This window comes from Kitasatospora sp. NPDC086801, from assembly GCF_044745805.1.
Classification (GTDB): Bacteria; Actinomycetota; Actinomycetes; order Streptomycetales; family Streptomycetaceae; genus Kitasatospora.
This window is the reverse complement of record NZ_JBIVAX010000008.1, coordinates 155,769-178,614: the sequence shown is the minus strand read 5'-3', so window position 1 is coordinate 178,614 and position 22,846 is coordinate 155,769. Positions and strand designations below refer to the sequence as shown.

The following is a 22,846-nucleotide window of genomic DNA, read 5'->3' as shown; positions in this document are numbered from 1 at the left end:
CGACGACGGCGGGGCTGGCGGCGAGGGGGCGGCGGACCGGTTGCGCGGGGTGCCCCGGGGCGGGGCTGGGGGGCGCGCGGTCGGGCTGCCGGTTGTGGACGCCCAGAATACGGGTGCCCGTTCGAGCCTTGCACGCACCCACCGCCCGACGGGCCGGTGTCGTGTGCCATACCCCCCGCCTGGCCGCTACCCGGGAGGGCCGCACGGGTGGTGAGAGGTTGGGCCGGACGGGTGCTGGGGCCCGCGGCCGTCGGGCCGGGCGGGTGGGTTCCCCGGGCGGGGCCCGGGCCGCCGTGGCCGGTCCAGGGGCACGGTGCGGAGCCGTCGGCCCAGGGGCGGGCGGTACCCGGCGCGGCCGAGGGAGGCGAGGTCGACCGGCGCGAGGTACTCGTGGAGCGCGGTGCGGCGCCACCATGCGCCGGTTTCCCGCAGTTCGCGCCAATCGGTGAACCGGTAGAGGTAGAGGGTCGCCCGGACGTGGGTCGGCGGGGTGCCGGGGAAGGGGTTGTGACGCAGCAGGCGGAGGGTGGCGGGGTCGCCGGCGAGCAGGCGGGCGACGAAGGGCAGGAACCAGGGGCGGGCGTAGGCGGGTGAGATGCCGGCGAACCACATCAGCCAGTCGAGCCGCAGGTGGTAGGGGGCGTACTGGCGCGGGAGGCGGCGCACGTCGCCGGGTTTGCCCTTGAAGCCGTACTCGTGCCAGACGGTGTGCGGGGTGAGGGTCGGTTCGTCGGTGCCTTCGATGACGACCTCCTGGCGGACGCGGCTGATGCTGCCGAAGGCGCCGTAGGTGTTGACGAGGTGCAGTCGGTTGAAGGAGCGGTTCATGGCCTGGCGGCGGGAGACGAGGTTGCGGACCGGCCAGTAGCTGAGGACGGCGACGGCCGCGGTCAGCGCGATCACCAGCGCCTCGAACCAGGCGGGCGCGGCGGGGTGGGCGCGGGCGTGGACGGGCAGCGCGAGGCAGGCCGGGTCGACGGCGGCGAGGGCGAGCGTGACGGTGAGCCAGTTGAGCCAGGCGAAGTTGCCGGAGGCGATCAGCCACAGCTGGGTGGCGATGACGGCGCAGGCGGCGTAGCTCGCGACCGGCTGCGGGAGGAGGAGGCCGACGGGGACGACGAGTTGGACGAAGTGGTTGGCGGCCGCCTCGACGCGGTGCAGCGGGTCCGGCAGGTGGTGGAAGAACCAGCTGAGCGGTCCGGGCATGGGCTGGGTCTCGTGGTGGTAGCGCAGGCAGGTGAGGTCGCGCCAGCAGCGGTCGCCGCGCAGTTTGATCAGTCCGGCGCCGAACTCGACCCGGAAGACCAGCCAGCGCATCAGCCAGAGCACCAGGGTGGGCGGGGCGGTGTCGGCGTTGCCGAGGAAGGCGGCGAGGAAGCCGGCTTCGAGCAGCAGCGACTCCCAGCCGAAGGAGTACCAGGTCTGTCCGACGTTGACGATCGAGAGGTAGAGCCCCCAGAGCAGCGCCCACAGCAGGACGGACGCCCAGAGCGGGACGGCGTCGCCGAGTCCGGCGGTCACGGCGGCGGCGAGCGCGGCGCCGCTCCAGGCGACGGCGGCGAAGAAGCGGTCGCTGTAGTGGAGGTGGAACAGTCCGGGCGCGTGGCGGAAGGGGACCCGGGCGGTGAAGCGGGGCACCGGCAGCATGCCGTCGCTGCCGATGAGGGCGCGGAACTGTGCGGCGGCGGCGAGGAATCCGATCAGGTAGAGGCCGGAGAGCAGACGTTGGACGAGCAGTCGGCTCAGCCAGTAGTCGGGGGCGGCGAACCAGTCCATGCGGCCCATGCCTACCATCGGCGGCCGCCGGGCGGGACGCGGCCGGGGCGCGGGCGGGGGCCGTTCACCCGCTCGGGCCCGGTGCGGGCCTCGCGGGGCCCTCCCCGGGCTCTCGTCCGGTCCTCGCGGGGCCACATAGCGGGCTCACGATGGGCTCACGGCAGGCTCGCGGTGGGCTAGCGGTGGGCTAGCGGTGGGCTGCGGTGGAGCCACGGCGGAGTCGCGGCCGTCCGGACCGGAGGGAGCTCCCGGGCCCGGTACGAAAACCGGACCGGGCGAGAACTCCCGCCCCCGGACGGCACCGTGGCGGGGAGCCTCTCCTCGGGGGTGAGAGGCGCCCCGCCACGGTGGTGGGTGGTGCGCGGTGGTGCGGATCGGCGAGCGGTGGTGCGGAGGGGGACGGCGACGCCGCACGCGGACGGCAGGTCGGCGGTTCAGTTCGGCAGGACGAGTCCGGACTCCCCGGCGATGCCCGGGCGGCCGGCGGGGGTGGCGCCGTTCTGTTGGAGCCGGTCGACCAGCAGGGCGGCCAGCGTGCCGAGTTCCTCCTCGGTGCGGGACTGCGCGGTGACGTCCATGCCGACGGTGAGGACGCCGTTGACCTGGCCGGTGCGAGCGACCCGCAGCGGGGTGCAGGTGAAGCTGAAGACCTGCCGGCCGCGCTGGGCGTCGGGGCGGCCCGACTGGATCCGGACGTCGTTGAGGACGGTGCTGCGCCCGGTGTGGTAGGCCTCCGCGACGGCCTGCTGGAGGCCGGCGGCGCCGAGCTGCGGGTAGGCCTGGCCGATCGCGCCGTACGCCACCGGGGCGCCGAAGGTGTCGGCGTGCTGGGCGTTGGCGTAGCGGATCTCCTGGCCGGGGCCGTCGGTCAGCATGATGGGGAACGGGGAGCCGTCGAAGGCGGCGAACATCTCCTGCTGCTGGGCGAGCAGGTTGTCGCGCAGCCGGATCTCGGAGAGCAGCGCCTCGGCGAGGTGCTGGATGTCGCGCAGCCGCTCGCGCCCCCACTGCCGGGGTTCCCGGTCGAGGACGCAGACGGTGCCGATGACGGTGTTGGTGTCGTCGACGAGCGGGGCGCCGAGGTAGGCGCGCACGCCCAGTTCGTCGACGACCGGGTTTCCGGAGAACCGGGGGTAGGCGAGGATGTCGTCGAGCGCGAGGGGGGATCGCTGGGCGACGACGTGCGGGCAGAAGCCGTGACTCAGCGGCATCTGACGGGTGGGAAGGTCGAAGGCGATGCCCCGATCGGCCCAGGAGGCGCCTTCGTCGGCCGCGATGTCGTTCGAGTTTGGCGGAATGTAGAGCCCCCGGAACATCTGGCGCTCGTCGTTGATGAAGTTGACCATCGCGATGGGGGCGCGGGTGATGCTGGCGGCCAGGTGGGCGAAGCGGTCGAAGGCCTCGTCCGCGGACGGTTCGTTGAGACCGAGGCTGCGCAGCCTGCGGGTCCGCTCGGACTCCCCGGCGGCACCCGGGAACTGGCCTTGAGTGCTCATCACATCAGTCATGGCGCACATGTAATCAGACATCCGGGCGGTTCGGTGCTCCCGGTCCGGTTCACCGCCCTTGCTGATGAACAGTCAAAGCCGCATGTGAGCGGCCGCTCAGCAGGTTGTCGCGGCGGACGGAGATCACTTCCCACTCGGAGCCGCAGCAAACGCCCCCGCGTAAGGACGGGCCGATTTTCGCCAATTCAAGATCGACTCTGGGTCAGCACAGGAGGCCCATATGACAATGAGCCCTGCCGAAGACACGGGCAGCATTCCCAACCCTGGGAAGGCGGCCCCGAGTTCCGCATGCACCGATTGCGACGGGGCAGTCGGCCGCCACCACCTCGAAACCCCCACTCACCCCGGGGAGCGGCCGGAGCGACTTCGACAGCACGGACGGAGGCACGGCACATCCACTGACACGAGAGGACCCCAGCATGGCGATGGACTACTTCACCGACGAGCGCCACGAGAGTCTCCGAGCGGAGGTCCGGGAGTTCGCGGAGAAGGAGGTACGCCCGCACGTGGCCCGAATGGAGGCCGAACGGACCGTCGAGTTCGAACTGTCGCGGGAGATCGCCCGGCGGGGCTGGATCGGGGTGACCATTCCGCGCGAATTCGGCGGACTGGGACTGGGGCACCTCGCCAAGACCATCATCGTGGAGGAACTCGCCCGGGTCAGCGGCGCCATGGGCGCGGTGGCGCAGGCCTCACAGCTCGGCGTCGCCAAGGTCATCCACTTCGGCTCGGACGTCCAACGACGCAAGTGGCTGCCGAGGTTCGCCTCCGGCGAGTCGCTGCCGACCATCGCCGTCACCGAGCCGGAGTGCGGCGGCCACGTGCTCGGCATGTCCGGCACCGCCCGCCGCGAGGGCGACCAGTACGTGCTCAACGGCCGCAAGTGGTTCGTCGGCAACTCCCACATCGGCGACGTGCACGGCGTGATCTTCCGCACCGGCGAGGGCAGCAGGGGCCTGTCCGCGTTCCTGGTCGAGAGTGAGCGACCCGGCTTCCGCGTCGGCGAACTCGGCTCGCAGAGCGGCCTGCACGGCTTCAGCTTCGGCGAGATCGTCTTCGAGGACTGCCGCATCCCCGTCGGCAACCGGCTCGGCCGGGAGGGCCAGGGCCTGGACGTCGCCTACTCCTCCTCCACCCTGTACGGCCGGCTCAACCTCGCCGCCGTCGCGCTCGGGATCCACACCGCGATCGTCGAGGACACCGTGCGCTTCGCCGAGGGGCGGGTGCTCTACGGCAAGCCGATCAACCAACTGCCCAACATCGCGCTGAAGCTGGGCGAGATGCAGTCCCGGCTGATGACGGCCAAACTGGCCGCCTACCACGCCTCGCACCTGCTCGACCACGGCAAGGCCTGCGACGCCGAGCTGATGAACGCCAAACTCATCAACACCGAGTACGCGCTGGACTCCGCGCGCAACGCCATGGAGATCCACGCCGCCCGGGGCCTTCAGGCCGAGTTCAGCATCGAGCGCTACCTGCGCGACGCCACCCACGTCTACCCGCCGGCCGGGACCTCGGACGTCCAGCGGCTGCGGCTCGGCCAGGTCGCCTCCGGCACCTACGGCAAGCAGTGGTCGGCGGAGCTGTCCGACCTGGCGAGCTGGGCGTGGACCGAACTGTCCGAGCGGGAGGCCGCGGTGGAGTTGCAGGCCGTCGGGGACGGACAGGTGGTGCCGATACCGCTGGCGGGCTGAGCCGGCAGGGCGAGCTGCGGCACAGCGGCGACTTGACCTGTTCCTGGCGATCCTCCGGGAGGCTCCCGGCCTCCCGGAGAGCCGTCCGCGCGCCGCTCCAGACCGACGTGAGCTGCGGTCTTCCACCGGTGGACGCCCCGTCCGGGAGTCTTCGCCATCACCACCACCCGTCCACACATCGTCAGTTGATGTTGCGATGAGGGCACCTGGGGCTGATAGCGTTCCTGCCGTCGGCGGCCGTGCTGCACCCCCGCCCGGACGATGACACCGCGTCACCCCGTCCGGCCACCCCGGCCGTGGCGCCCTGAAGCCCCGGCCGGACCGCGCACGGGCCGACCCGCCGTTCGGCCCAGCGACTCGGCCCTGCAACAAGGAATCAGATGCCAGGCATATCGGCCCACCGCACGGGCCACCGCGCCGGCCGGTCCGGCTCGCTCCGCAGGTCGCTCCTCGCCCTCGTCCTGGTCCCCAGCCTCGGCCTCGCGGCCGCCTGGGGCTACGCCGCCTACCTGCTGCGCGACACCGGACACCGCACCCCCCTGATCGCCGGTAGCGCCGTCGTCGCCCTGGTCCTGCTGGTCAGCCTGGTCCGCGGCATCCGGACCGCACGGGCCCTGTCCGCCCGCCTCGACGCACTGCGCACCGACACCCTCGCGCTCGCCCAGGACGAGATCCCCGAGGTCGTCGGACGGCTGCGCGCCGGGGAGCCGGTGCCCACACCGCCCACCTGGTCGCCGTCCCGCCGGGCCGGCGACGAGCTCCAGCAGACCTGCGACGGCCTCGCCGCCGTCCGCCAGGCCGCCGTCGCCGCCATCATCCACCAGGCCCAGGGCCGCGAGGGGACGAAGAAGGTCTTCCTCAACATCGCCCGCCGCACCCAGATCCTGATCCACCGACAGATCAGCATGCTCGACGCCCTGGAGCGCGAGCACGAGGAACCCGAGCTGCTGCGCGAACTGTTCGCGGTCGACCACCTCGCCACCCGGATGCGGCGCAACGCCGAGAACCTCGTCATCCTCGGCGGCGCCCTGCCCGCCCGCCGTTGGCGCAACGTCGTGCCCATGGTCAACGTGCTGCGCAGCGCCGTCTCCGAGACCGAGAACTACGCCCGCGTCGTCGTCCAGGGCGTGCCGCGCGCCGCGCTCAGCGGACAGGCCGTCGCCGACGTCATCCACCTGATCGCCGAACTCATCGAGAACGGCACCACCTTCTCCCCGCCGTACACCCAGGTGCAGATCTCCGCACAGGAAGTCCCCAAGGGCCTGGCGGTCGAGGTCGAGGACCGCGGCCTCGGCATGGGCGAGGAGGAGTACGAGCGGCTCAACGACTACCTGGCCAACCCGCCCGAACTGGACGTCTCCGCCCTCGGCGACGACCTGCGCCTCGGCCTGTTCGTCGTCGCGCGGCTGGCCGCCCGGCACGCCATCCAGGTCACCCTGCGCCCCTCACCCTACGGCGGCACCCGGGCCGTGGTGCTGGTGCCGTGCGTGCTGCTGGAGCAGGCCGAACAGACGGGCGCCGTGGCCGGGCTGCCGTCCGGCGCGCGGGTCACCCGGCCGCTGGCCCCCGAGGCGCTGCAGGCGGAGGGCGGTGACCCCGGCGACCTGGGCGGGGAACTGACCAGCGCGCTCGCCGGAGTGCTCGGCGGGCTGACCGGCGCCGGGCCGGGTGCGCCCGGCGGGGCCGGGGGGTCCGGGGCCGGTGGTGCCGCGGGTGGTGGTGCTGCGGGTGGTGGTGCCGCGGGTACGGGTGGTGCTCCTGGTGTGGCCGGTGGTCTGGCGGTGCCTGGGGTGCCCCCGGGGCCCGGTGCGGGCGACAGCGGTGTGATCATCGGCGAACTGCTCGCCCAGTACCCCCTGGACGGCGGCCCGGCCGAGCGCGCCGTCCCCGGACCGGTCAACGGCGGTCTGCCGGTCGGCGCCGAGATCCCCGGTCTGCCCGGTGCCGTGGTCGTCCCCCGGCCCGTCCTCCCGCGCCCGTACGAGGCCCCGTCCGACGTCCCGTCCGACGTCCCGACCGGTGAGCCGTCGGCCGACGGCCGTGCTGCGGACGCTCCGGCCGGGAACACCGCTGGGACCACGGCCGGGCTCACGGCCGGACCCCTCGACGGTGCCACCGCCGAGCCTGCCGCGCCCGCCCACGAACGCGACCGGGAGGAGCACGTGGAGCACGGCCCGGACGGCGAACTGCGTACCCCACCGGTCCTGCCGCGGCGGGTCCGCAACGCCAGCCTCGCCGAGCAGCTCCGCGAGGCCCACGCTCCCGACGCCATGCTGCCCCCCGTCGGCGGCTCCCCGGCCCAGGCCAGGCCCTGGCACGGAGCCGCCGGAGTCACCGGAGCCTCCGGAATCGCCTGGGCCGACGGGGCCGACGACCCGTCGCCACAGCGCTCCCGCGCCACCATGGCCGCCATCCAACGCGGCACCCGGACCGCCCGCGCGGCCGACCCCGACGCACCGGCCACCCCCACCGCCCCCCAGCGGCCCGCCGCGCCGCACGCCCCGGCCGCACCTTCCGCCGCCCAGGAAGCCTCCGCCGCTCAGGAAGCCAAGGAACAGCAGTGATGACGCAGCACACCGACACCCCGCGCGACCTCAACTGGCTGCTGGACCAGCTGGTGGCACGGGTACCCGAGACCCGGCACGCCATCGTCCTCTCCGAGGACGGCCTGCTGGTCGGCACGTCCCAGGGCCTCGACCGGGCCGACGCCGAACACCTCTCCGCCGTCGCCTCCGGCCTGCAGAGCCTCGCCCGCGGCGCCGGCCACCGCTTCAACGGCGGCCTGGTCCGGCAGACCGTGGTCGAGATGGACCAGTTGTTCCTGTTCGTCACCACCGCCGGGCAGGGCGCCCGGCTCGCCGTCCTCACCAGCGAGCAGGTGGACGCCGGGCTGATGGCCTACGAGATCAACATGCTGGTCAAGCAGGTCGGCCAGTACCTCACCGCGGCGCCGCGCAGCGACGCCGGCCAGGCCGGCGCGGGTGGCGGTGCGTGACCTCCGACGCCGGCGAGGCCTGGTTCTACGACAAGGACGCAGGCCATCTGGTCCGCCCCTACGCGATCACCAACGGGCGCACCGGCCCGGTCCGTGACGGGTTCGCGCTGATCACCCTCGTGGTCAGCGCCGACCCGCGCACCGACACCAGCCGGCTCACGCCCGAACCGGCCGCGATCCTCGACCTGTGCCGCGAACGCCCGCTGGCCGTGGCCGAGATCGCGGCCACCCTCGACCTGCCGGTCAGCGTCGTCAAGGTGTTGCTCGACGACCTCGCCGAGGCCCGGCTGATCCTCACCCGCGCCCCGGTCCAACTCGCCGAGGCGCCGGACATCTCGCTGATCCAGGCCGTGATCGAGGGCGTCCGCCGGCTCTGACCCGGCGGACCCGACCGCCCCGCACCTCTCAGTCCCACTCCAGGAGACCCGAATTGACGACCCAGAGCCTGGTGCCGGGCGCGGTCAAGATCCTCGTCGCCGGCGGCTTCGGCGTCGGCAAGACCACCATGGTCGGCTCGGTCAGCGAGATCGAACCGCTGCAGACCGAGGAGCGGATGACCCGCGCCAGCATCGGGGTCGACAGCCTCGACGGCGTCCAGGACAAGTCCACCACCACCGTGGCGATGGACTTCGGGCGGATCACCGTCCGCGAGGACCTGGTGCTCTACCTGTTCGGCACGCCCGGCCAGTTCCGGTTCTGGTTCATGTGGGACGACCTCGCGCTCGGCGCCCTCGGGGCGATCATCCTCGCCGACACCCGGCGGCTTGAATCCAGCTTCGCCGCCGTGGACTTCTTCGAGCAGCGCGGCATCCCGTTCGCGATCGGCGTCAACTGCTTCCACGGCCGCCGCGACGCCAGCCCCGAGGACGTCCGGCGCGCCCTCGACCTCGACCCCGAGGTCCCGATCGTGCTGTGCGACGTGCGGGAACGGGCGTCCAGCAAGGAGTTGCTGCTCGCCCTGCTCGACCAGGTGCACCGCAACGCCCTGTCCGCCGGGCGACGTTGAGAGACCGGTCGCGCGGCCGGGCGGCGGGGCAGCCGGGCGGGCTCACCGGGGGGCCGGTGCCGACGTTGAGTCGAGGGCCAGGCGAGGTCGAGGGTCAGGCGCCGGAGTTCAGGCGTTGGGGTTCAGGCGTTGGGGTTCAGGCGTTGGGGTTCAGGCGTTGGCCGGGGTGCGGCCGGTGAGCCCGGCCGGGTCGTCGAGTCCGGAGAGGGCGTGGACCAGTGGCGCCAGCTCCGGCACCTCGGCGGCCTGTGCCAGGGTCGCCTCCAGGGTGGCGTCGTGCACCGGGCGGGCGGCCGTCAGCAGGGTGCGGCCCTCCGGCGTCAGCTCGGTGTAGATCCCGCGCCGGTCGTCGGCGCAGAGGTAGCGGCTGAGCAGCCCGCGGTCCTCCAGCCGGGTCACCAGGCGGGTCGTCGCGCTGCTGCTCAGTGCCGCGGCGCGGGCCAGCTGCTGCATCCGCATGTGCCACCCGTCCTGCCTCGACAGGGCGTCCAGCACCGTGTACTCGACCACCGAGAGCCGGTGCTCCGCCTGCAGCGCCTTCTCCAGCGCCGCGTCGATCAGCCCGTGCAGCGCGGCGAGAGTCCGCCAGCCACGGGCCCGGACCTCGGCCGCGTCGTCGCGGATACCCATCGCTCGCCTTCCCTTCCATTTCCCTGCGCGTCTCGTTGCGCCTTCCTTAGGACAAGTATGCCAGCCGACGCGGATTAGCTGTCTATGCAAATACTTTTCCTCATACCTCCCCGGATGACTCCCCCGCCCAGGCGGCGGCACAGAGCGCGGTGGCCAGTTCCTCCGTGTAGCAGGCGGCCGCCAGCCAGGACCCGGCGAAGGCGTCGTGGTCGTCCGGGACGACCCGGCCGAACACGTCGCGGCGCCGGTCGGCCGCGGCGGCCCGCAGGACGTCCAGGAGCTCGGCGGCCGTCACCAGCCCGGCGGCGCGCAGCAGGCTCCCGTCGGCGGCCGCCGTGGCCGCGCTCGGGGACAGGGCGTGGCGCCCGGTGGTGACCGTCTGCTCGACCCGGCGGCCGAGCACGTGGACGGGTGGGCCGTACGGCACCTCGCCCGGGAGGCCTGGCGGGAGGCCGGCTGGGAGGCAGGACGGGGCATCGGTGGGGGCGGGGGCCTCGGGGTCGGCGGTGCGGACGTCGGCGGTGCGGACGTCGGCGGTCTGGAGGCGTTCGAGGCCGAGATTGACCCGTTCGGCCCGGTCTGCGGGGACGGCGAGCGTGGGGAGACCGGGAGTCTCGGGGGCCGCCGGGGGCTCCGGGGGCGTGCCGATCGCGAGCAGGCGAAGCTCCGGACGGTCCGAACGCTCCAGGCGGCCGATCACCCGCAGCCGCAGGCCGGGCACGGTGGCGAGCAGCGCGAGATTCGCCCGGAAAGCCAGCCCCGGGTGCTCGTGCCCCGCGCGCAGGCCGACCACCAGAGCGCCGTCGGCGCCACCGGCGCCACCCTCGCAGCGCGCCAGCAGCCGCGGCGCCCCGCCCGGGCCTGCCGGAGCCGGGCCCAGCAGGGTGACGTCCAGGAACAGCAGGTCGCTCCCGGCCGGGCGGCCCTCGTACGGCAGCGACTCCGCCGCGAGCGCCCGCGCCACCTGGGCGGCCGCCGGTTCGGCCCAGAGCCCGGCCGCCGGCTCAGCCGTCCACGCCGCGCCTGCCGCTCGGACCGCCCGGACGGAAGCACCCGCGCCCAGCCGTCCGGTGGCAGACCGGGTGGCGCCCTGGACGGCCAGCCCGGCGCGGCTGAACTCCCGGTGGCTGAGCGGAGCCTCGCCCAGCCGGACCGTCCGGTTGCCCGCCCCGACCGCCTGCGGGGCGGCGGCGGCCGCGTCACCGTGCGGCACCACCTCGGCCACCGTGCTGAGCCGACCCCCGGCGTCCACCGCCCAACTCACCACCCCCGCATGCGTGGCCGTCAGCACCGGCTCGGCGAACAGCCCGTACAGCCGCAACCCGCCCTCCTCGCCGTACGCCTGGCGGGCGGTGCCGCGCAGCTCGGCGCCCGGGCCGGAGCCGGTGCTCAGGGCGGTGGTGAGGTCCAGCAGCTCGCGCAGACCGGCCACCAGGTCCGCCAGCCGGTGGTCCGGCGCCCCGGACCGGGCCGCGCGCACCCGCGTCACCACGGCGACCGCCGCCGCGGCCGGGCGGTACAACCCCGCCAGCCGCGCCCGGTGGGCCGCCCGCAGCAGCTCGGCCTGCGCGACCGCCCCCGCCCCGCTCACCCCGGCCGCCAGGACGGCACACCCGGCCCGGTGGAGGTGGCGGGCCGCCGCCAGTTCGACCGGGGTGGTCCCGGCCTCGGGCTGCGGCCCCTGCGACTCCCCCGTGGCCCTTGGGGCCGCCCCGGTCGGTGCGGCCGGTTCGGTCGTCGTGGCCGGTTCGGTCTCCTCGGTCTCCTCGGTCAGCTCAGTCAGCTCGGCCAACGGGCAGAGCGTGACCGCAGCGGCCCGGTGCACGCAGGCCGGGGCCAGCAGGCAGCCGCAGCGGACGTCGGCCGCATCCGCGACCACCGCGCCCGGGGCGTGCAGCACGAGCGCCGTCTCCCCGTCCACCTCCACCCGCCACTCGTCACCGCAACGGGTCACCGGTCGCTCCACCAGCTTCGCCGCCGCGCCGTCCAGCCGCTTCTGCAACCGGGCACTCAACCCGGCCACCACCTCCGCGACCACCTCCGGCCGGACCGCCGGCCAGCCGCTCGTCCGCTCCGCCACGCTCATCGCACCTTCTCCCCCACCCAGCGGGCCAGTTCCAGCGGACTCAACGCCGCCACGGGCATGCCGGCCGCGACCAGTTGGCCCGCGACCGCCTTCGAATAGCGGGCCGTCCCCGTGTCGTCCAGCGCCGCGCAGCCGAGCAGCTGCACACCGGAATCCACCAGCGCCCGCGTCTGGGCCAGCAGCCCGCCCACCGGGCCGCCCTCCTCGAAATCACTGACCACCACGACCAGCGTCCGGGACGGCACCGTCACCAGCTTCCGCGCGTACCGCAGCCCGCTCGCGATGCTGGTGCCGCCACCGATCTGCACCTCCAGCAGCAGGCTCAGCGGATCCTCCACCCGCTCGGTCAGATCGACGATCTCGGTGGAGAACGCCACGAAGTGGGTGCTCAGCGAAGGCACCCCGGCCAGGATCGACGCCGTCAGCGCCGCCCAGACCGTCGACGCCTCCATCGACCCGGAGACGTCCACGACCAGCACCAGCCGCCAGTCGGCCGCCTGTCGGGCCCTGGTCCGGAACACCGGGCGCTCGGGCACGATGAGCGTGCCGCCGTCCGCCGACGGGCGGGCCGTGGCGAGATTGGCGCGGATCGTCCGGTCCAGGTCCAGCCCGCCGCCCGGCCGCCGCGTCGGGCGCGGCACGCTGATCCCGGTCAGCGCCGGACGCAGTCTGGTCGCCAACGCGCGCGTCAACTCGTCCACCAGACGCCGCACCAGCGGACGCAGCCGGGCCACCCTCGCCTCCGGCAGGCCGCCCGCATGCTCCAACACCGTGCGCAGCAAGTCGACCGACGGACGGACGGCACCCGGGTCGATCGCCTCCAGGACGTCCGCCCGGCCCTGCGCCACGGCTGCCGCCAGCACCTCCTCCCGGACGCCCGGCCCGAACAGCGCCGACAGTTCCTCGGCCCACTCCCGCACCCCCGGGAAGGGCGCCTCGCGGCCGCCCCGGCCGGACCGCCCGTCCAGCCCCGGGCCTGAGCCCTCGCCGCGCCCACCGCCGTACAACTCGTCCAGGGCGGTGGCGAGTCGGGCGCAGCGCCCGCTCAGTCCACCACTGCCGGGGCGGCCGAGCAGCAGCCGCCAGCGATCGGCCGGGGCGAGGGCGTGCCGAGTGGCGGCGGGTGGGGACGGGAGGGGCTCGGCCCGGCGCGGCGGCTCGGGGACCGGACCCTCCTCAGGCGCCGGCAGCAGGCCGCGCCGGGACAGCGCCGCACGGGCGGCCAGATCCGCACGGACCCAGCCGGCCACCACGGCCCGAGGGACCTCCTCGGGCAGGCCCGGGAGCCGGGTGCCCAGGCGTTCCTCGACCAGGACCAGCAACCGGTCCCGGGCGGCCGGGCTGAGCGTGTCGAAGCCCCCGCGCAATGCCGGCAACCGGTCCAGGAAAGCGGCGTCGGGCAACGAGGTGACCCGCTCCAACACGGGCTCCAACGCCTCCGGCGCGGTGGCGAACAGCCCCTCCGCCGCCGTCAGCAGGCCGACCAGCCCCCGCCCGAGCGCGTGCCGGGCCTCCGGACCGGTCGCCCCGTCCACCCACGAGGCCGCCCGCCCGCCCAGCACCTCCGCCCGTTCCCGCCCCAGCAGCACCCGCACCGCTCCGGCCGCACCTCGCACCAACGGACTCCCCCGGTCCGCGAGTTCGGCCAGCACGTGCCCCAGCCGCAACCCGCCGTCCGGATCCGCCCGCCGCGCCAACTCCATCAGCGCCCGGGCATCCGCCGGATCATCCGACCCGCCCAACCCCTCCAACTGCCGCACGGCCGCCACGGTCAACACCTCTCCCACCGCCCCCAACCGCCCCGGCACGCCATCCGAGGACCCGCCCACGCCCGACGCTGACGCCGGGGCGTCCGGCAACGTGGCGAGGTGGGGCTGCTCCTGCACGCTGGACCCGGCAGAACCACCGGGGGCGGCACCCGGGCCAAGCGGCGACACGGGGGTGCCGGGTGGGGGGTAGCCGGGGAAGTGGCCGGCGGTGAGGCGGTCGAGGAGGGCCAGGGCGTCGAGGAGTTCGGGGAGGGTGCCGGAGGACGGGAGGACGGTGGCGAGTTGGGTGAGGCGGGTGTCGGCGAGGGCCGGGAGACCGCAGGCGGCCGCGTCGGTGAGGCCTCGGAGGACCTCGCGGGCGGTGGGGCCGTCGGCCTGCTGTTCGCGGCGGAGCCGTTCGCGCAGGGTGCCTTCGGCGGCCTGGGCGGGGGTGACGCCCCGGGCGCCGGCGACGGTGAGCATGGCGGCGGTGGCCGGGGTCCAGTGGAGGCGCCAGCGGGTGCCGAGGGTTTCGGTGCCACCGGCGCCGGTGGTGGTGACGGGGTCGGCGTAGGGGACGCCGCAGGCGGTGAGGCGGTGGAGGAGGATCTCGCGGCGGCGGTCGAGGGGGGTGCGCAGCGGGTCGAGGCGGAGTTCGCGGGGGTCGGGGCCGGGGCCGGGGAGGCCGAGGTCGGCGAGGAGGGTTTCGACGGCGGGGGCGAGCCCGCTGCGCGGGGCGGCGGGGGTGGCGCGGCCGGTTCGGGTGCCGACCAGGACGCGTTCGAGGGCGCGGGCGACGGCCCGGCCGCGTCCGAGGGGTTCGCCCTGGGCCAGGACGGTCTGGACGGCTTCGACGAGTTCGCCGCGGCCGGGGGCGGCGTGGCCGCGCAGGCGGGCGAGGTCACCGGCGAGGCGGACGATCTCGCGGGCGTCGGCCGGGCCGGAGGGGTGGTCCTGGCTGCGCAGGGCTTCGCAGATCCGGACGGCGGTGGTGGTGAGTGCCCGGGCCAGGCCGTCGGGGTCGCCGTCGGCGTCGAGGACGGTGTGCTGCCACTCGGGGTCGCGGATGCCCGCCGGGTAGCCGGAGCGGGCGTCGAGCAGCGGGTAGGTGTAGGGGATCAGGGAGAGGGCGTGCCCGGGGTGGTCCGGGTGCGGCGGTTCCCCGGTGGCGGCGGGCCCGTCGAGCAGGGCGGGTGCGTGGAAGGCGCCGACGACGGCGGCGACCCGTCGCCCGCCGGCCGCCGCGGCCTGGATCCGGGCGCGCATCCAGGCTTCGCGCCGCAGGTCGTGCGGGTCGACGCCGGGGCCGGTCTCGGCGTCGCGGCGCAGCGCCCAGCCGACCAGCAGGGCGGCGCGCCGGACGGCGTCGGGGGTGGAGCCGGGGGCGGCGGTCTCGACGAGGCGGTCCCACAGGTCGTCGTCAAAGGCGCGCCCGGTGAGGCGGTGGCGCAGCGCGTCGGCCACGCCGGGGGTGCCGGCGGCGTCGGCGGCGGCGCTCCGCCGGTCCTCGTGGGGCGCGGTGCGGTGGGCGAGCGGGAGGTCGCAGGCGAGTGTCTCGACGCCGTTGCGCCGGGCCCAGCGCAGGGCGACCAGTTCCGGGGAGAAGTCGGCGAACGGGTAGAAGGCGAGCGGGCCGGGGCCGGAGTCGGCGGCGGGGCCGGGGCCCCGGTCGCCCGCGCGGCCGACCGGGGCGGCCGGGGCGGCCGGGGCAGCCGCGAGGGCGATGGGGGCCTGGGTGGCCTCGTCCGCCAGCCAGCCGAGCCAGGGCTGGAACTCGGCGGGGAGTTCGACCAGCACCACCTCGGGTTCGGCGGCGTCGAGCAGCGCGGGGAGGACCGCGCTGAGCGACGGCGCGTGGTGCCGCACGCCGATCAGGTAGGGCCCGGGCCGGTCGGCGCCGGAGGCGGCCAGCCGGTCGGCCGCGGCCTGGACGGCCGGGCGCGGGTCGTCCAGGCCGTCCGGGTGGTCGGGGCCGTTCAGGTGGTCGGGGCCGACCGGGGCGGGCGTCACCGTGCTGTTCATCGCCTCACGCCTCCAGGGCCGAGCGGAGGTCCCACAGGGTGCGCCAGGTGGCGGCGCCCTGTTCGGCGCGCCGGCGGACCGGGCCGTCCCAGTAGCCGAGCAGCCGGGCGGCGTCGGCCGGGTCGTCCTTGCGGACGACCCCGATGAGTTGGCCGGGGAGGCGGCCGAGCAGGTCGCCGCCGTCGGGCAGGTAGGCGGCGGTGACGCCGAGCGCGGTGGCGACCGAGACGGCTTCGGCGGTGCTCATCACGGTGGACGGGCGCTCGACGTCCCAGCCTTCGGTGGAGCGGCCGGTGCGCAGGTCGCGGAAGGCGGTGACGAGGGCCTCCAGGACGGCGTCGTCCACCGCGTAGGGGGCTCCGGCGCGGGCGACGGCGACGGTCGACTGGCTGCGGACGAGTTCGACCTCGGCGGCGAGGCTGGCGATCGGGCCGACCGTCTCGAAGTTGAACCGCCGCTTGAGCGCCGCGGACATCTCGCTGACGCCCTTGTCCCGCAGGTTGGCGGTGGCGATCAGGGTGAAGCCGGCGGCGGCGTGCAGCTGCCCGTCGGGGGTGCCGGCCAGCTCGGGGACGGCGACCCGCCGTTCGGAGAGCAGGGAGACCAGCGCGTCCTGCACCTCGGGCAGGCAGCGCGTCACCTCCTCGACGCGGGCCACCGAGCCGGTGGTCATCGCGGTGAGCACCGGGGAGGGCACCAGGGCGTCCCGGCTGGGCCCCTTGGCGAGCAGGAGGGCGTAGTTCCAGCCGTACTTGAGCTGGTCCTCGGTGGTGCCGGCGGTGCCCTGGACGGTCAGCGCGCTGGTGCCGCAGACGGCGGCGGCGAGCAGTTCGGAGAGCATGGACTTGGCGGTGCCGGGCTCGCCGACGAGCAGCAGTCCGCGCTCCCCGGCGAGGGTGACGACGCAGCGTTCGACGAGGGCGCGCTCGCCGACGAACTTCTGCTCGATGGCGAGGCCGCGGCGGCCGGCCTTGAGCTTCTCGCCGTCGCTGCCCATGACGAAGGTGACGACGGCGCGCGGGGTGAGCCGCCAGCCGGGCGGGCGCGGGCCGGTGTCGTACGCGGCCAGGAACTCCAGCTCGGCGGCGTGCTTCTCCTCGGGCGGGATGATCTGCCGGCTCGCGGGGGCGGTGTCAGCACTCGCCGGTGCGCTGTTCGCCGGTGTGCTGTTCGTCGGTGTGGCGCTCATCGGCGTGGTGCTCATCGGCGGGCCTTCCTGCGCTTGCTGGTCTGGAGCTCTTCGTAGCCGGGGGCGTCGCCGTCGAGGATCCGCTGCCAGGCCCGGGCGAACAGCTCCGGGACGGGCAGGTGGGGCAGCGAGGCGCGGTGGGTGGGCAGTTCGTAGAGGGCGGCCTTCCAGGTCTCGGCGGGCAGGGCGGGTGCCTTGGCCTCCTGCCAGCCGCCGGGCAGGAAGAGGGTGCGGCCGGCCCGGGCCCGCTTGGCCTCCAGCACCAGGTCGGTGGCGGCGAGTTCGGCGCGGGCGCGCTTGAGCCTGGCGGGCTTCCAGCCCGTCCAGCGGGCGACGTTGCGGTCGGTGGGGTCGGGCAGGGCCAGCAGTTGGAGGTAGAGCGCGGCGGCGTCCTCGCCGAGGCCGTGGGCCTGGGCCGCCTCGGTGACCAGGGCGGGGACGGTGAGCTGCGGGTGCTGTAGCCAGGCCTGGCCGTCGTCGGCCGCCGCGGCGTCCGTGAAGGCAGCGCCCGCGGCGGAGGTGGCCAGTCGCTCCACGTCCCCGCGCAGGACGGCCTCGACGGCGGGCCGCTCGGTGTCCAGCCAGTAGTTGTCGCCCAGCCCTCCGATCAGTTCGAGCACCGGGTCGTCGGGACCGGTGAGCCCGGCCGGGCGCAGCCAGATCCGCTCGTACTCACCGTGGTAGGGCGTCAGGATGAGGGCGGGGCCACAGTCGACCAGTCCGATCGGGTCGGTCCCGTCCGCGGCGGGCAGGCCGAAGTGGGTGCGCAGGACGGCCGACATCGAAGCGCCCTTGCTGGTGTGGACGAGGTGAAAGTCGAGCAGCAGGTCGGGGTCGGCGAGACGGCTGCGCAGCGCTGCGGCGGTGGTGGGCAGCAGCGGGCGCAACGGGCTGTCGGCGGGCAGGTGGTAGGCGAGCCAGCGCAGGGCGTCGACGGTGCGCCCGAGGTCGCCGGATTCGGGTGCGGCGCTCGGGTCCTCGGCCAGCAACTGGGGCGTGGCCCGGCCGTCGTCGCTGAGCCGGAAGGTGGTGGTGCCGGTCAGCCAGGGGGTCTGTACGGGGTTGAGCACCGCCTCGATGTGTTCGATCCGCGCGCCCTTGACGGTGGCCAGGGCGGCCTCGGGGAGGGTGACGAGCCGTCCGAAGTGCCGGATCCAGGCGGCGGCCCCGGCATCGAGGTCGGGGCCCTCGGTCCAGAGGGTCCTCGGGTCGGCGGGCAGCAGGGCGCCCCAGACGTCGGCGAGGGCGGCCCGGTCGCGGTCGCGCAGCCACTCCCGGGCGGCCTTGGCCTCGGTGGACTTGAGGCCGTACTCGGCGAGCCGGTCGGCGGGCAGGACGGCGCTGTGCCACTGGAAGAGCCCGGGCGGCGGGCTGAGCAGCAGGGCGGCACGGGCGGCGCCGATCCCGGTGAGTTCGCCGAAGGCGGCGGCGCGGGCGGGCTCCCCGGGAACGCCGCCGTGCAGCGCGGCCGCCTGCCGGAACTCGGCGGCCCAGGCGGCGCTGATCCGCTCCTCGGTGCCGCGCTCCTTGACGGTGGTGAAGTGGGCGACGGGGCCGAACGCGCCGCTCGGGTCGTGGTCGACGGCGTACCACTGCTCCGTGCCGTCGTGGTGCTGGCGGTGGCCGAGGATGACGACGGTGCGGTCGCCGTGGCGCAGCACCTGTCCCTCGCGGTTGACGGCGGGCCGGTGGCGGTCGGCGCGGGCGGCGAGCTCGACGGGTTCGCCGAGGACGATCTCGCGCAGGGTGGCGCCGCGGTCGGCGAGCACTCCCTCGGTCAGTTCGCCGAGGAGCAGCGCGAGGCTGGAGCGGTGGGCCGGTTCGGTGAGCGGGGCGGCCACGGCGTAGGCGAGGGTGTCGAGGCGGCCGAGCAGGTGGAGCCAGCCGTGGTGGGTGTCGCCGTACTGCAGGGTGACGGTGGCCGGGGTGCTCCAGCCGTCGCCGGTGGCGGCCGGCGGGGCGGCCAGGACGGCGGTGACGGTGCGCAGGTTGTTGAGCACCCGCCACCGGTCTCCGGCGCCCCAGCTGGGGCCGAAGCAGGCGACGTCGGGCAGGAGCGTGGTGACGGCTTCGCGCAGTTCGTGGTCGCGGCCGTGCTCGGGCCGGTACTCGGCGGCCTCGGCCTTGGTCGGCTTGTCGGCCTCCGGCTGCGGGAGGAACCGGGCGGTCCGGTCGAGCAGGTCGGCGGCGGTGCGGGCGAGCCCGGCGACCCCGGCGAGCAGCAGCGGGTGGCTGACGCCGGGCAGGATGGCGCCGACCGCCTGGACGGGCAGGGTGCGGCGGGCGCTGCCGGACTGGGCGAGCGGGCGCCGGACGCCCTGGACCGTGATCCAGCGCTGCTCCTCCTCGGGCACCGGCCGGCTGTCGGTCGGCCAGGCGGCGTCGATCAGGCGGGCGGCCTGCTCGGTGCCGACGGTGCGCAGGACGAGTGAGCCCGCCTCGTCGCGGGGCCGCAGGGCGTGCCAGTGGTCGAGCGGCGGGACGAACGCGGTGCCGGCGGCGGCGAGGTCACCCGGGCGGCAGGGGCGCAGGTCGGTGGTGCGGTCGGTGTCCGCGGCCAGGTCGGGCAGGGTGAGGGCGAGGCCGTCGCGCTGCGCCTCGGTGACGACCGGGCGGGCCTCGCCGGGGAGGGTGAGGCGGCCGACCGGGACGCTGTCGGGGTGGCGGTCGGTGATCGGCAGGACGATGGTGCGCCCGTCGGCGGTGCTGGTGGTGACGGCGCGTCCGGGGTCGACCCGGATCCAGCTGCCGAGCACGGTGCCGTCGGTGCCGAGCGGTGTCCGCTCCAGGCCGGGCTGGAGCGGCAGCAGTCGGGCGCGGCCGGGGGTGAGTCTTCCGGCGGCCGCGGTGGCGGCGATCACGGGCGGTTCGGCGGCGCGGCCGAGGGCGCCGGTGTGCGGGTCGAGTTCGCGCAGGACGGCGCCGTCCTGGCCGTAGCGCAGTGTCCAGTGGCCGGTGCCGTCGCCGAGGACGCGGTGTTCGCCGGGCATCCGGGTGTCGCCGGGGTGCAGCGGGCGTTCGCCGGTGGTGCGGCCGCCGCCGGGCAGCGGGAGGGAGGGGGCCTCTGGGGCCCGGTCGCCGTAGTGGTAGCCGGCGATGGTCTCGCCGCCGAGTTCGACGACCTCGCCGGGCCGGCTGGACCAGTAGGCGTGCTGCTTTCCGTCCTGGTACCAGGCGACGAGGAGTTCGCCGTCGACGAAGCGCAGCCGGGGCTGGTTCCAGCGCTCCTTCGCGGGGGGCAGGCGCAGGGTGTGCTCCAGCAGGACGCCCTGCGGGCCGACCACGACGGCCTGGTCGTGGCGGGCGAGGATCAGGTTCGGCCAGGCGTCCTCGACGATCAGGCCGGTGAGGCTCCCGCCACTGAGACCGGGGGCGTCGTACGGCTCGGAGTCGGGGCCGGTGAGGTCCAGGCCGGCAGGGTCCGGGCCGGTGGAGTCGGGGCCGGTGGAGTCCGCAGGGTCTGCGGGCTTGACGGGGTCGGCGAGCTTGGCCAGTGCCTGTTCCAGGGCGGGCCAGCCGAGTTCGTCGAGGATGCCGGCGCTGAGCGCCCCGGCCAGCAGGGCGGTGACGTCGAGGGCGGCGATCCGCTCGGCGGCGGCCGGGGCGACGGCCCGCACGGCGGTGCGGTACTGGCTCAGCGAGCGCGCCAGGTCGGCGGCGCCGGCCAGGCCGCGGGCGGCGGCCAGCTCGTCGGCCCGGAGTTCGGCCCACTCCTCGAACAGTCGGCGCAGCAGCGGCAGGGCGGGCACCTGCCGCTTGACGGCGGTCTCCCAGGCGGGCGGGGTCGCGGCACGCAGGGCGGGCCGGAAGCGCGGGTCGGCGGCGACGGCGGCGAGGCCGGTGCTGTCGGGGCCGCACTGGTCGACCCAGCCCTTGAGGTCGAACTGGAGGGTGGCCGACGGGTCGGCGACGGGCACGCCGTCGGCGAGCAGTCGGTCCAGCAGGTCGAGTTGGGTCTGGCTGTGGCAGACGCCGGTGTACAGGTCCACCGGGACGCCGTCGGCCCGCAGCCGCTCGGCCATCCGGCCTGCCAGGGCGACGGTGGCGGCGCAACTGGGCCGGGAGCTCCAGCCGCGCCCGAGGTGGTGGCACCAGCGCTGGAGCCACGCGGCAGCGGGCTCGGCGGTCTCGGCACCCTCGGTGCGCGGGCCGGTGAGCAGGTGCTCGGCCCCGGTCTCGGCGAGCAGACCGAGCCAGGCGGTGTCGTTCAGGACGGCGTCGGTGCCGGCCGGGTCGGGCATGAGCTCCAGCAGGCGGGCCCGGACCGCCGGGTCGCGCCGGCCGAGTTCGATCAGGGGGCCGTGCCAGGACTTCCAGAACGCCCCGGGCGCCCGGTTGACGCCCGGGGCGGCCAGCAGTTCGGCGAGCAGCGCCTGTTCGTGCTCGGCGCGGTCCAGCCCGGCGGCCTTGATCAGCGCGCGAGCGTCCTCGGCGACTCCGGCGTAGGGGGCCATGCCGGCGGCGGAGCGCTCCGTGCAGAGCTGGCGGAAGCGCTGCCAGGCGGCCAGCGGGTCGAGCCGCCCGGCGAGCTCCTTGACGTACTGGCGCAGGGACTTGACGGTGAGGGCGCCGGCCAGGGCGAACTCCAGGAAGACGGCGCGCAGCCGCTCCTCGTCGACCGTCAGGCGGTAGGTGCGCTCGGCCTCGCGGGCCTTTCCGAAGTAGCTGGCGGCGTAGGTCTGGTTGCCGTGGGCGAGGAAGATCCGGCCGACCTCCTCGCAGAAGGTGGGCAGGAAGTGCGGCACGGCGCGGCCGAGGCGGGCGGCGAGCGCCTCGAACCCGTCCTTGGCGGCGCCGGGCTTGGACCGGGCCTGGCGGGAGAGCCGTTCCATCTCCTTGACCAGGGCGAGCGCGTGGTGCCCGTTGGCCGGGTCGTGGACCAGCGCCCAGGCGGGGAAGCCGAGCGCCTCCTGGCGGACCTGGCCGACCTCGGCGGGCGCGCCGTCGGGGACCAGCCCGAGGAAGTCGACGGCGAGGTCCTCGGCCGGTCCGAGCGCGCCGGGGACCAGTCGGACGATCCGGCGCCCGTCGAGCGCGGGATGGGTGTAGGCGCGGGCGGTGAGCACGTCGGCGGCGCTGTCGGGGCGGCCGGCGCCGGGTAGGGCCCCGGGCGGGAGCACGGCCCCGGCGTCGAGCAGCCGCTCGTGCGGCCCGGTGTCCTGAGCGGCCGTCCGGTCGGTGTCCTGAACGGCCCTCTGGTCGAGTCCGGTGGCGGTCATGCGGCGTCCTCCCCTTCGATGGTGCGGCCTGCGTACAGTGCGGCGGCCATCCGCATGCCCTCGGACCAGGCGACCGGGCCGACCTCGGCGAGCGGCAGCGCCCGGCCGTCCGGGCCCGCCCAGCTGAGCGCGCCCGTCTCGCAGGCGTCGTACTCGTAGTAGTCGCCCACCCAGACCCGGGCCTCGACGGTGCGCCCCGCCTCCACCACGGGCTGGACGGCGGAGCCGCCGCGCACCCGGTGGCCGAGCCGGGCGCAGCGCCCGAGCAGTTCGCGCAGCTCCCGGTAGCGGCCGCCGGCGTAGGTGGTGACCTCGGTGCCGACCGGGGGCTCGTCCGGCCGGTGCCAGACCTCCCGGTAGAGCTGCGGCACGCGCTGGGACACGCCGAGTTCGACGGCGAACTCGCGCAGGTCGTCGAGGTCCGGAAGCAGCACGGGGTGCGGTATCAGGATCTCGCCGTCGGTGAGGCGGACGGTGTCGCCGTCCAGGTCCACCAGGCCGAGCCCGCGCTCGGCGTCCGCACCGCGCAGGAAGCCGGCGACGGCGCCGTCCGGACCGGTGACCACCAGGTCACGCAGGACGGCCTGCCAGGCCTCGTCCGCCCAGACCGCGGTCAGCACGGCGGCGGGCACCGGCAGCGAGCGCACCATCCACCGCTCGACGTCCTCCTGGCAGCGCCGCTCGTGCGCGGCCAGCCACTCGGTGAGCTGCCGGAGCTGGGTGACCACTGGATCGTCACCGAGCTTCGGCGGCAGGGACTTCAGCTCGCGGCCCGCCGCGTTGCGGCAGACCACCTTGCCCTCTCCGTCGAGCGCGACGCGGTACCCTCCCGCGCCTGTCTCCACCCATGCCACGAACGTCTCCTCCCACCTGCCGGTCAGCGATGCGAGGAACGTAGCGAGGCCCACTGACAAAGCGGCGGCCGGGGAGGCCGTTCCGCGGCCTCCGGGGCGCAAACCCGTCGAACGAGTGA

Annotated in this window: 13 protein-coding genes; 5 read left to right on the top strand and 8 right to left on the bottom strand. The window is 75.3% G+C overall.

Annotated elements, in window-relative coordinates; translation table 11 throughout:
- Nucleotides 1–186: 186 nt before the first annotated feature.
- Both ACIPLC_RS12865 and ACIPLC_RS12860 read right to left on the bottom strand, forming a co-directional pair.
- Entirely contained in the window at nucleotides 187–1,776 is a 1,590-nt protein-coding gene (locus tag ACIPLC_RS12865) for a lipase maturation factor family protein (RefSeq protein WP_400473037.1), read from the bottom strand.
- Between the two features lie 434 nt (nucleotides 1,777–2,210).
- Entirely contained in the window at nucleotides 2,211–3,284 is a 1,074-nt protein-coding gene (locus ACIPLC_RS12860) for a GAF domain-containing protein (protein ID WP_400472991.1), read from the bottom strand.
- Between the two features lie 425 nt (nucleotides 3,285–3,709).
- On the opposite strand from ACIPLC_RS12860, the gene ACIPLC_RS12855 reads away from it, so the two are divergent.
- From ACIPLC_RS12855 to ACIPLC_RS12835, 5 genes are all read left to right on the top strand, one after another.
- On the top strand, nucleotides 3,710–4,978 hold the full coding sequence (locus ACIPLC_RS12855; RefSeq protein ID WP_400473036.1) for an acyl-CoA dehydrogenase family protein: 1,269 nt from the start codon (nucleotides 3,710–3,712) through the stop codon (nucleotides 4,976–4,978).
- 380 nt (nucleotides 4,979–5,358) lie between these two features.
- Nucleotides 5,359–7,542: an ATP-binding protein gene (locus ACIPLC_RS12850; protein WP_400472990.1), complete on the top strand. Its 2,184-nt coding sequence runs from the start codon at nucleotides 5,359–5,361 to the stop codon at nucleotides 7,540–7,542.
- The gene (locus ACIPLC_RS12845) at nucleotides 7,542–7,973 is read left to right on the top strand and encodes a roadblock/LC7 domain-containing protein (RefSeq protein WP_400472989.1); all 432 of its coding nucleotides are present in this window, start codon (nucleotides 7,542–7,544) and stop codon (nucleotides 7,971–7,973) included. The genes ACIPLC_RS12850 and ACIPLC_RS12845 overlap by 1 nt, the downstream gene beginning before the upstream one ends.
- Nucleotides 7,970–8,350 carry a DUF742 domain-containing protein gene (locus tag ACIPLC_RS12840; RefSeq protein ID WP_400472988.1) on the top strand — a complete coding sequence of 127 codons (381 nt, stop codon included), beginning with the start codon at nucleotides 7,970–7,972 and terminating at the stop codon, nucleotides 8,348–8,350. The genes ACIPLC_RS12845 and ACIPLC_RS12840 overlap by 4 nt, the downstream gene beginning before the upstream one ends.
- A gap of 53 nt (nucleotides 8,351–8,403) precedes the next feature.
- A complete protein-coding gene (locus tag ACIPLC_RS12835; RefSeq protein ID WP_400472987.1) occupies nucleotides 8,404–8,979 on the top strand; it encodes a GTP-binding protein in 576 nt (191 codons plus the stop codon).
- Between the two features lie 150 nt (nucleotides 8,980–9,129).
- Here the strand turns inward: ACIPLC_RS12835 and ACIPLC_RS12830 are convergent, their stop codons facing one another.
- From ACIPLC_RS12830 to ACIPLC_RS12805, 6 genes are all read right to left on the bottom strand, one after another.
- Nucleotides 9,130–9,609, bottom strand: coding sequence for a MarR family winged helix-turn-helix transcriptional regulator (locus ACIPLC_RS12830; protein ID WP_400472986.1), 480 nt, complete (start codon nucleotides 9,607–9,609; stop codon nucleotides 9,130–9,132).
- Nucleotides 9,610–9,709: 100 nt separating this feature from the next.
- A complete protein-coding gene (locus tag ACIPLC_RS12825; protein WP_400472985.1) occupies nucleotides 9,710–11,695 on the bottom strand; it encodes a hypothetical protein in 1,986 nt (661 codons plus the stop codon).
- Nucleotides 11,692–15,465: a DUF5682 family protein gene (locus ACIPLC_RS12820; protein WP_400472984.1), complete on the bottom strand. Its 3,774-nt coding sequence runs from the start codon at nucleotides 15,463–15,465 to the stop codon at nucleotides 11,692–11,694. The genes ACIPLC_RS12825 and ACIPLC_RS12820 overlap by 4 nt, the downstream gene beginning before the upstream one ends.
- Nucleotides 15,466–15,469: 4 nt before the next feature.
- Entirely contained in the window at nucleotides 15,470–16,654 is a 1,185-nt protein-coding gene (locus ACIPLC_RS12815; RefSeq protein WP_400473035.1) for an AAA family ATPase, read from the bottom strand.
- Nucleotides 16,655–16,665: 11 nt separating this feature from the next.
- Nucleotides 16,666–21,873: a hypothetical protein gene (locus ACIPLC_RS12810; protein ID WP_400472983.1), complete on the bottom strand. Its 5,208-nt coding sequence runs from the start codon at nucleotides 21,871–21,873 to the stop codon at nucleotides 16,666–16,668.
- The gene (locus tag ACIPLC_RS12805; protein ID WP_400472982.1) at nucleotides 21,870–22,727 is read right to left on the bottom strand and encodes a DUF4132 domain-containing protein; all 858 of its coding nucleotides are present in this window, start codon (nucleotides 22,725–22,727) and stop codon (nucleotides 21,870–21,872) included. The genes ACIPLC_RS12810 and ACIPLC_RS12805 overlap by 4 nt, the downstream gene beginning before the upstream one ends.
- Nucleotides 22,728–22,846: the final 119 nt, after the last annotated feature.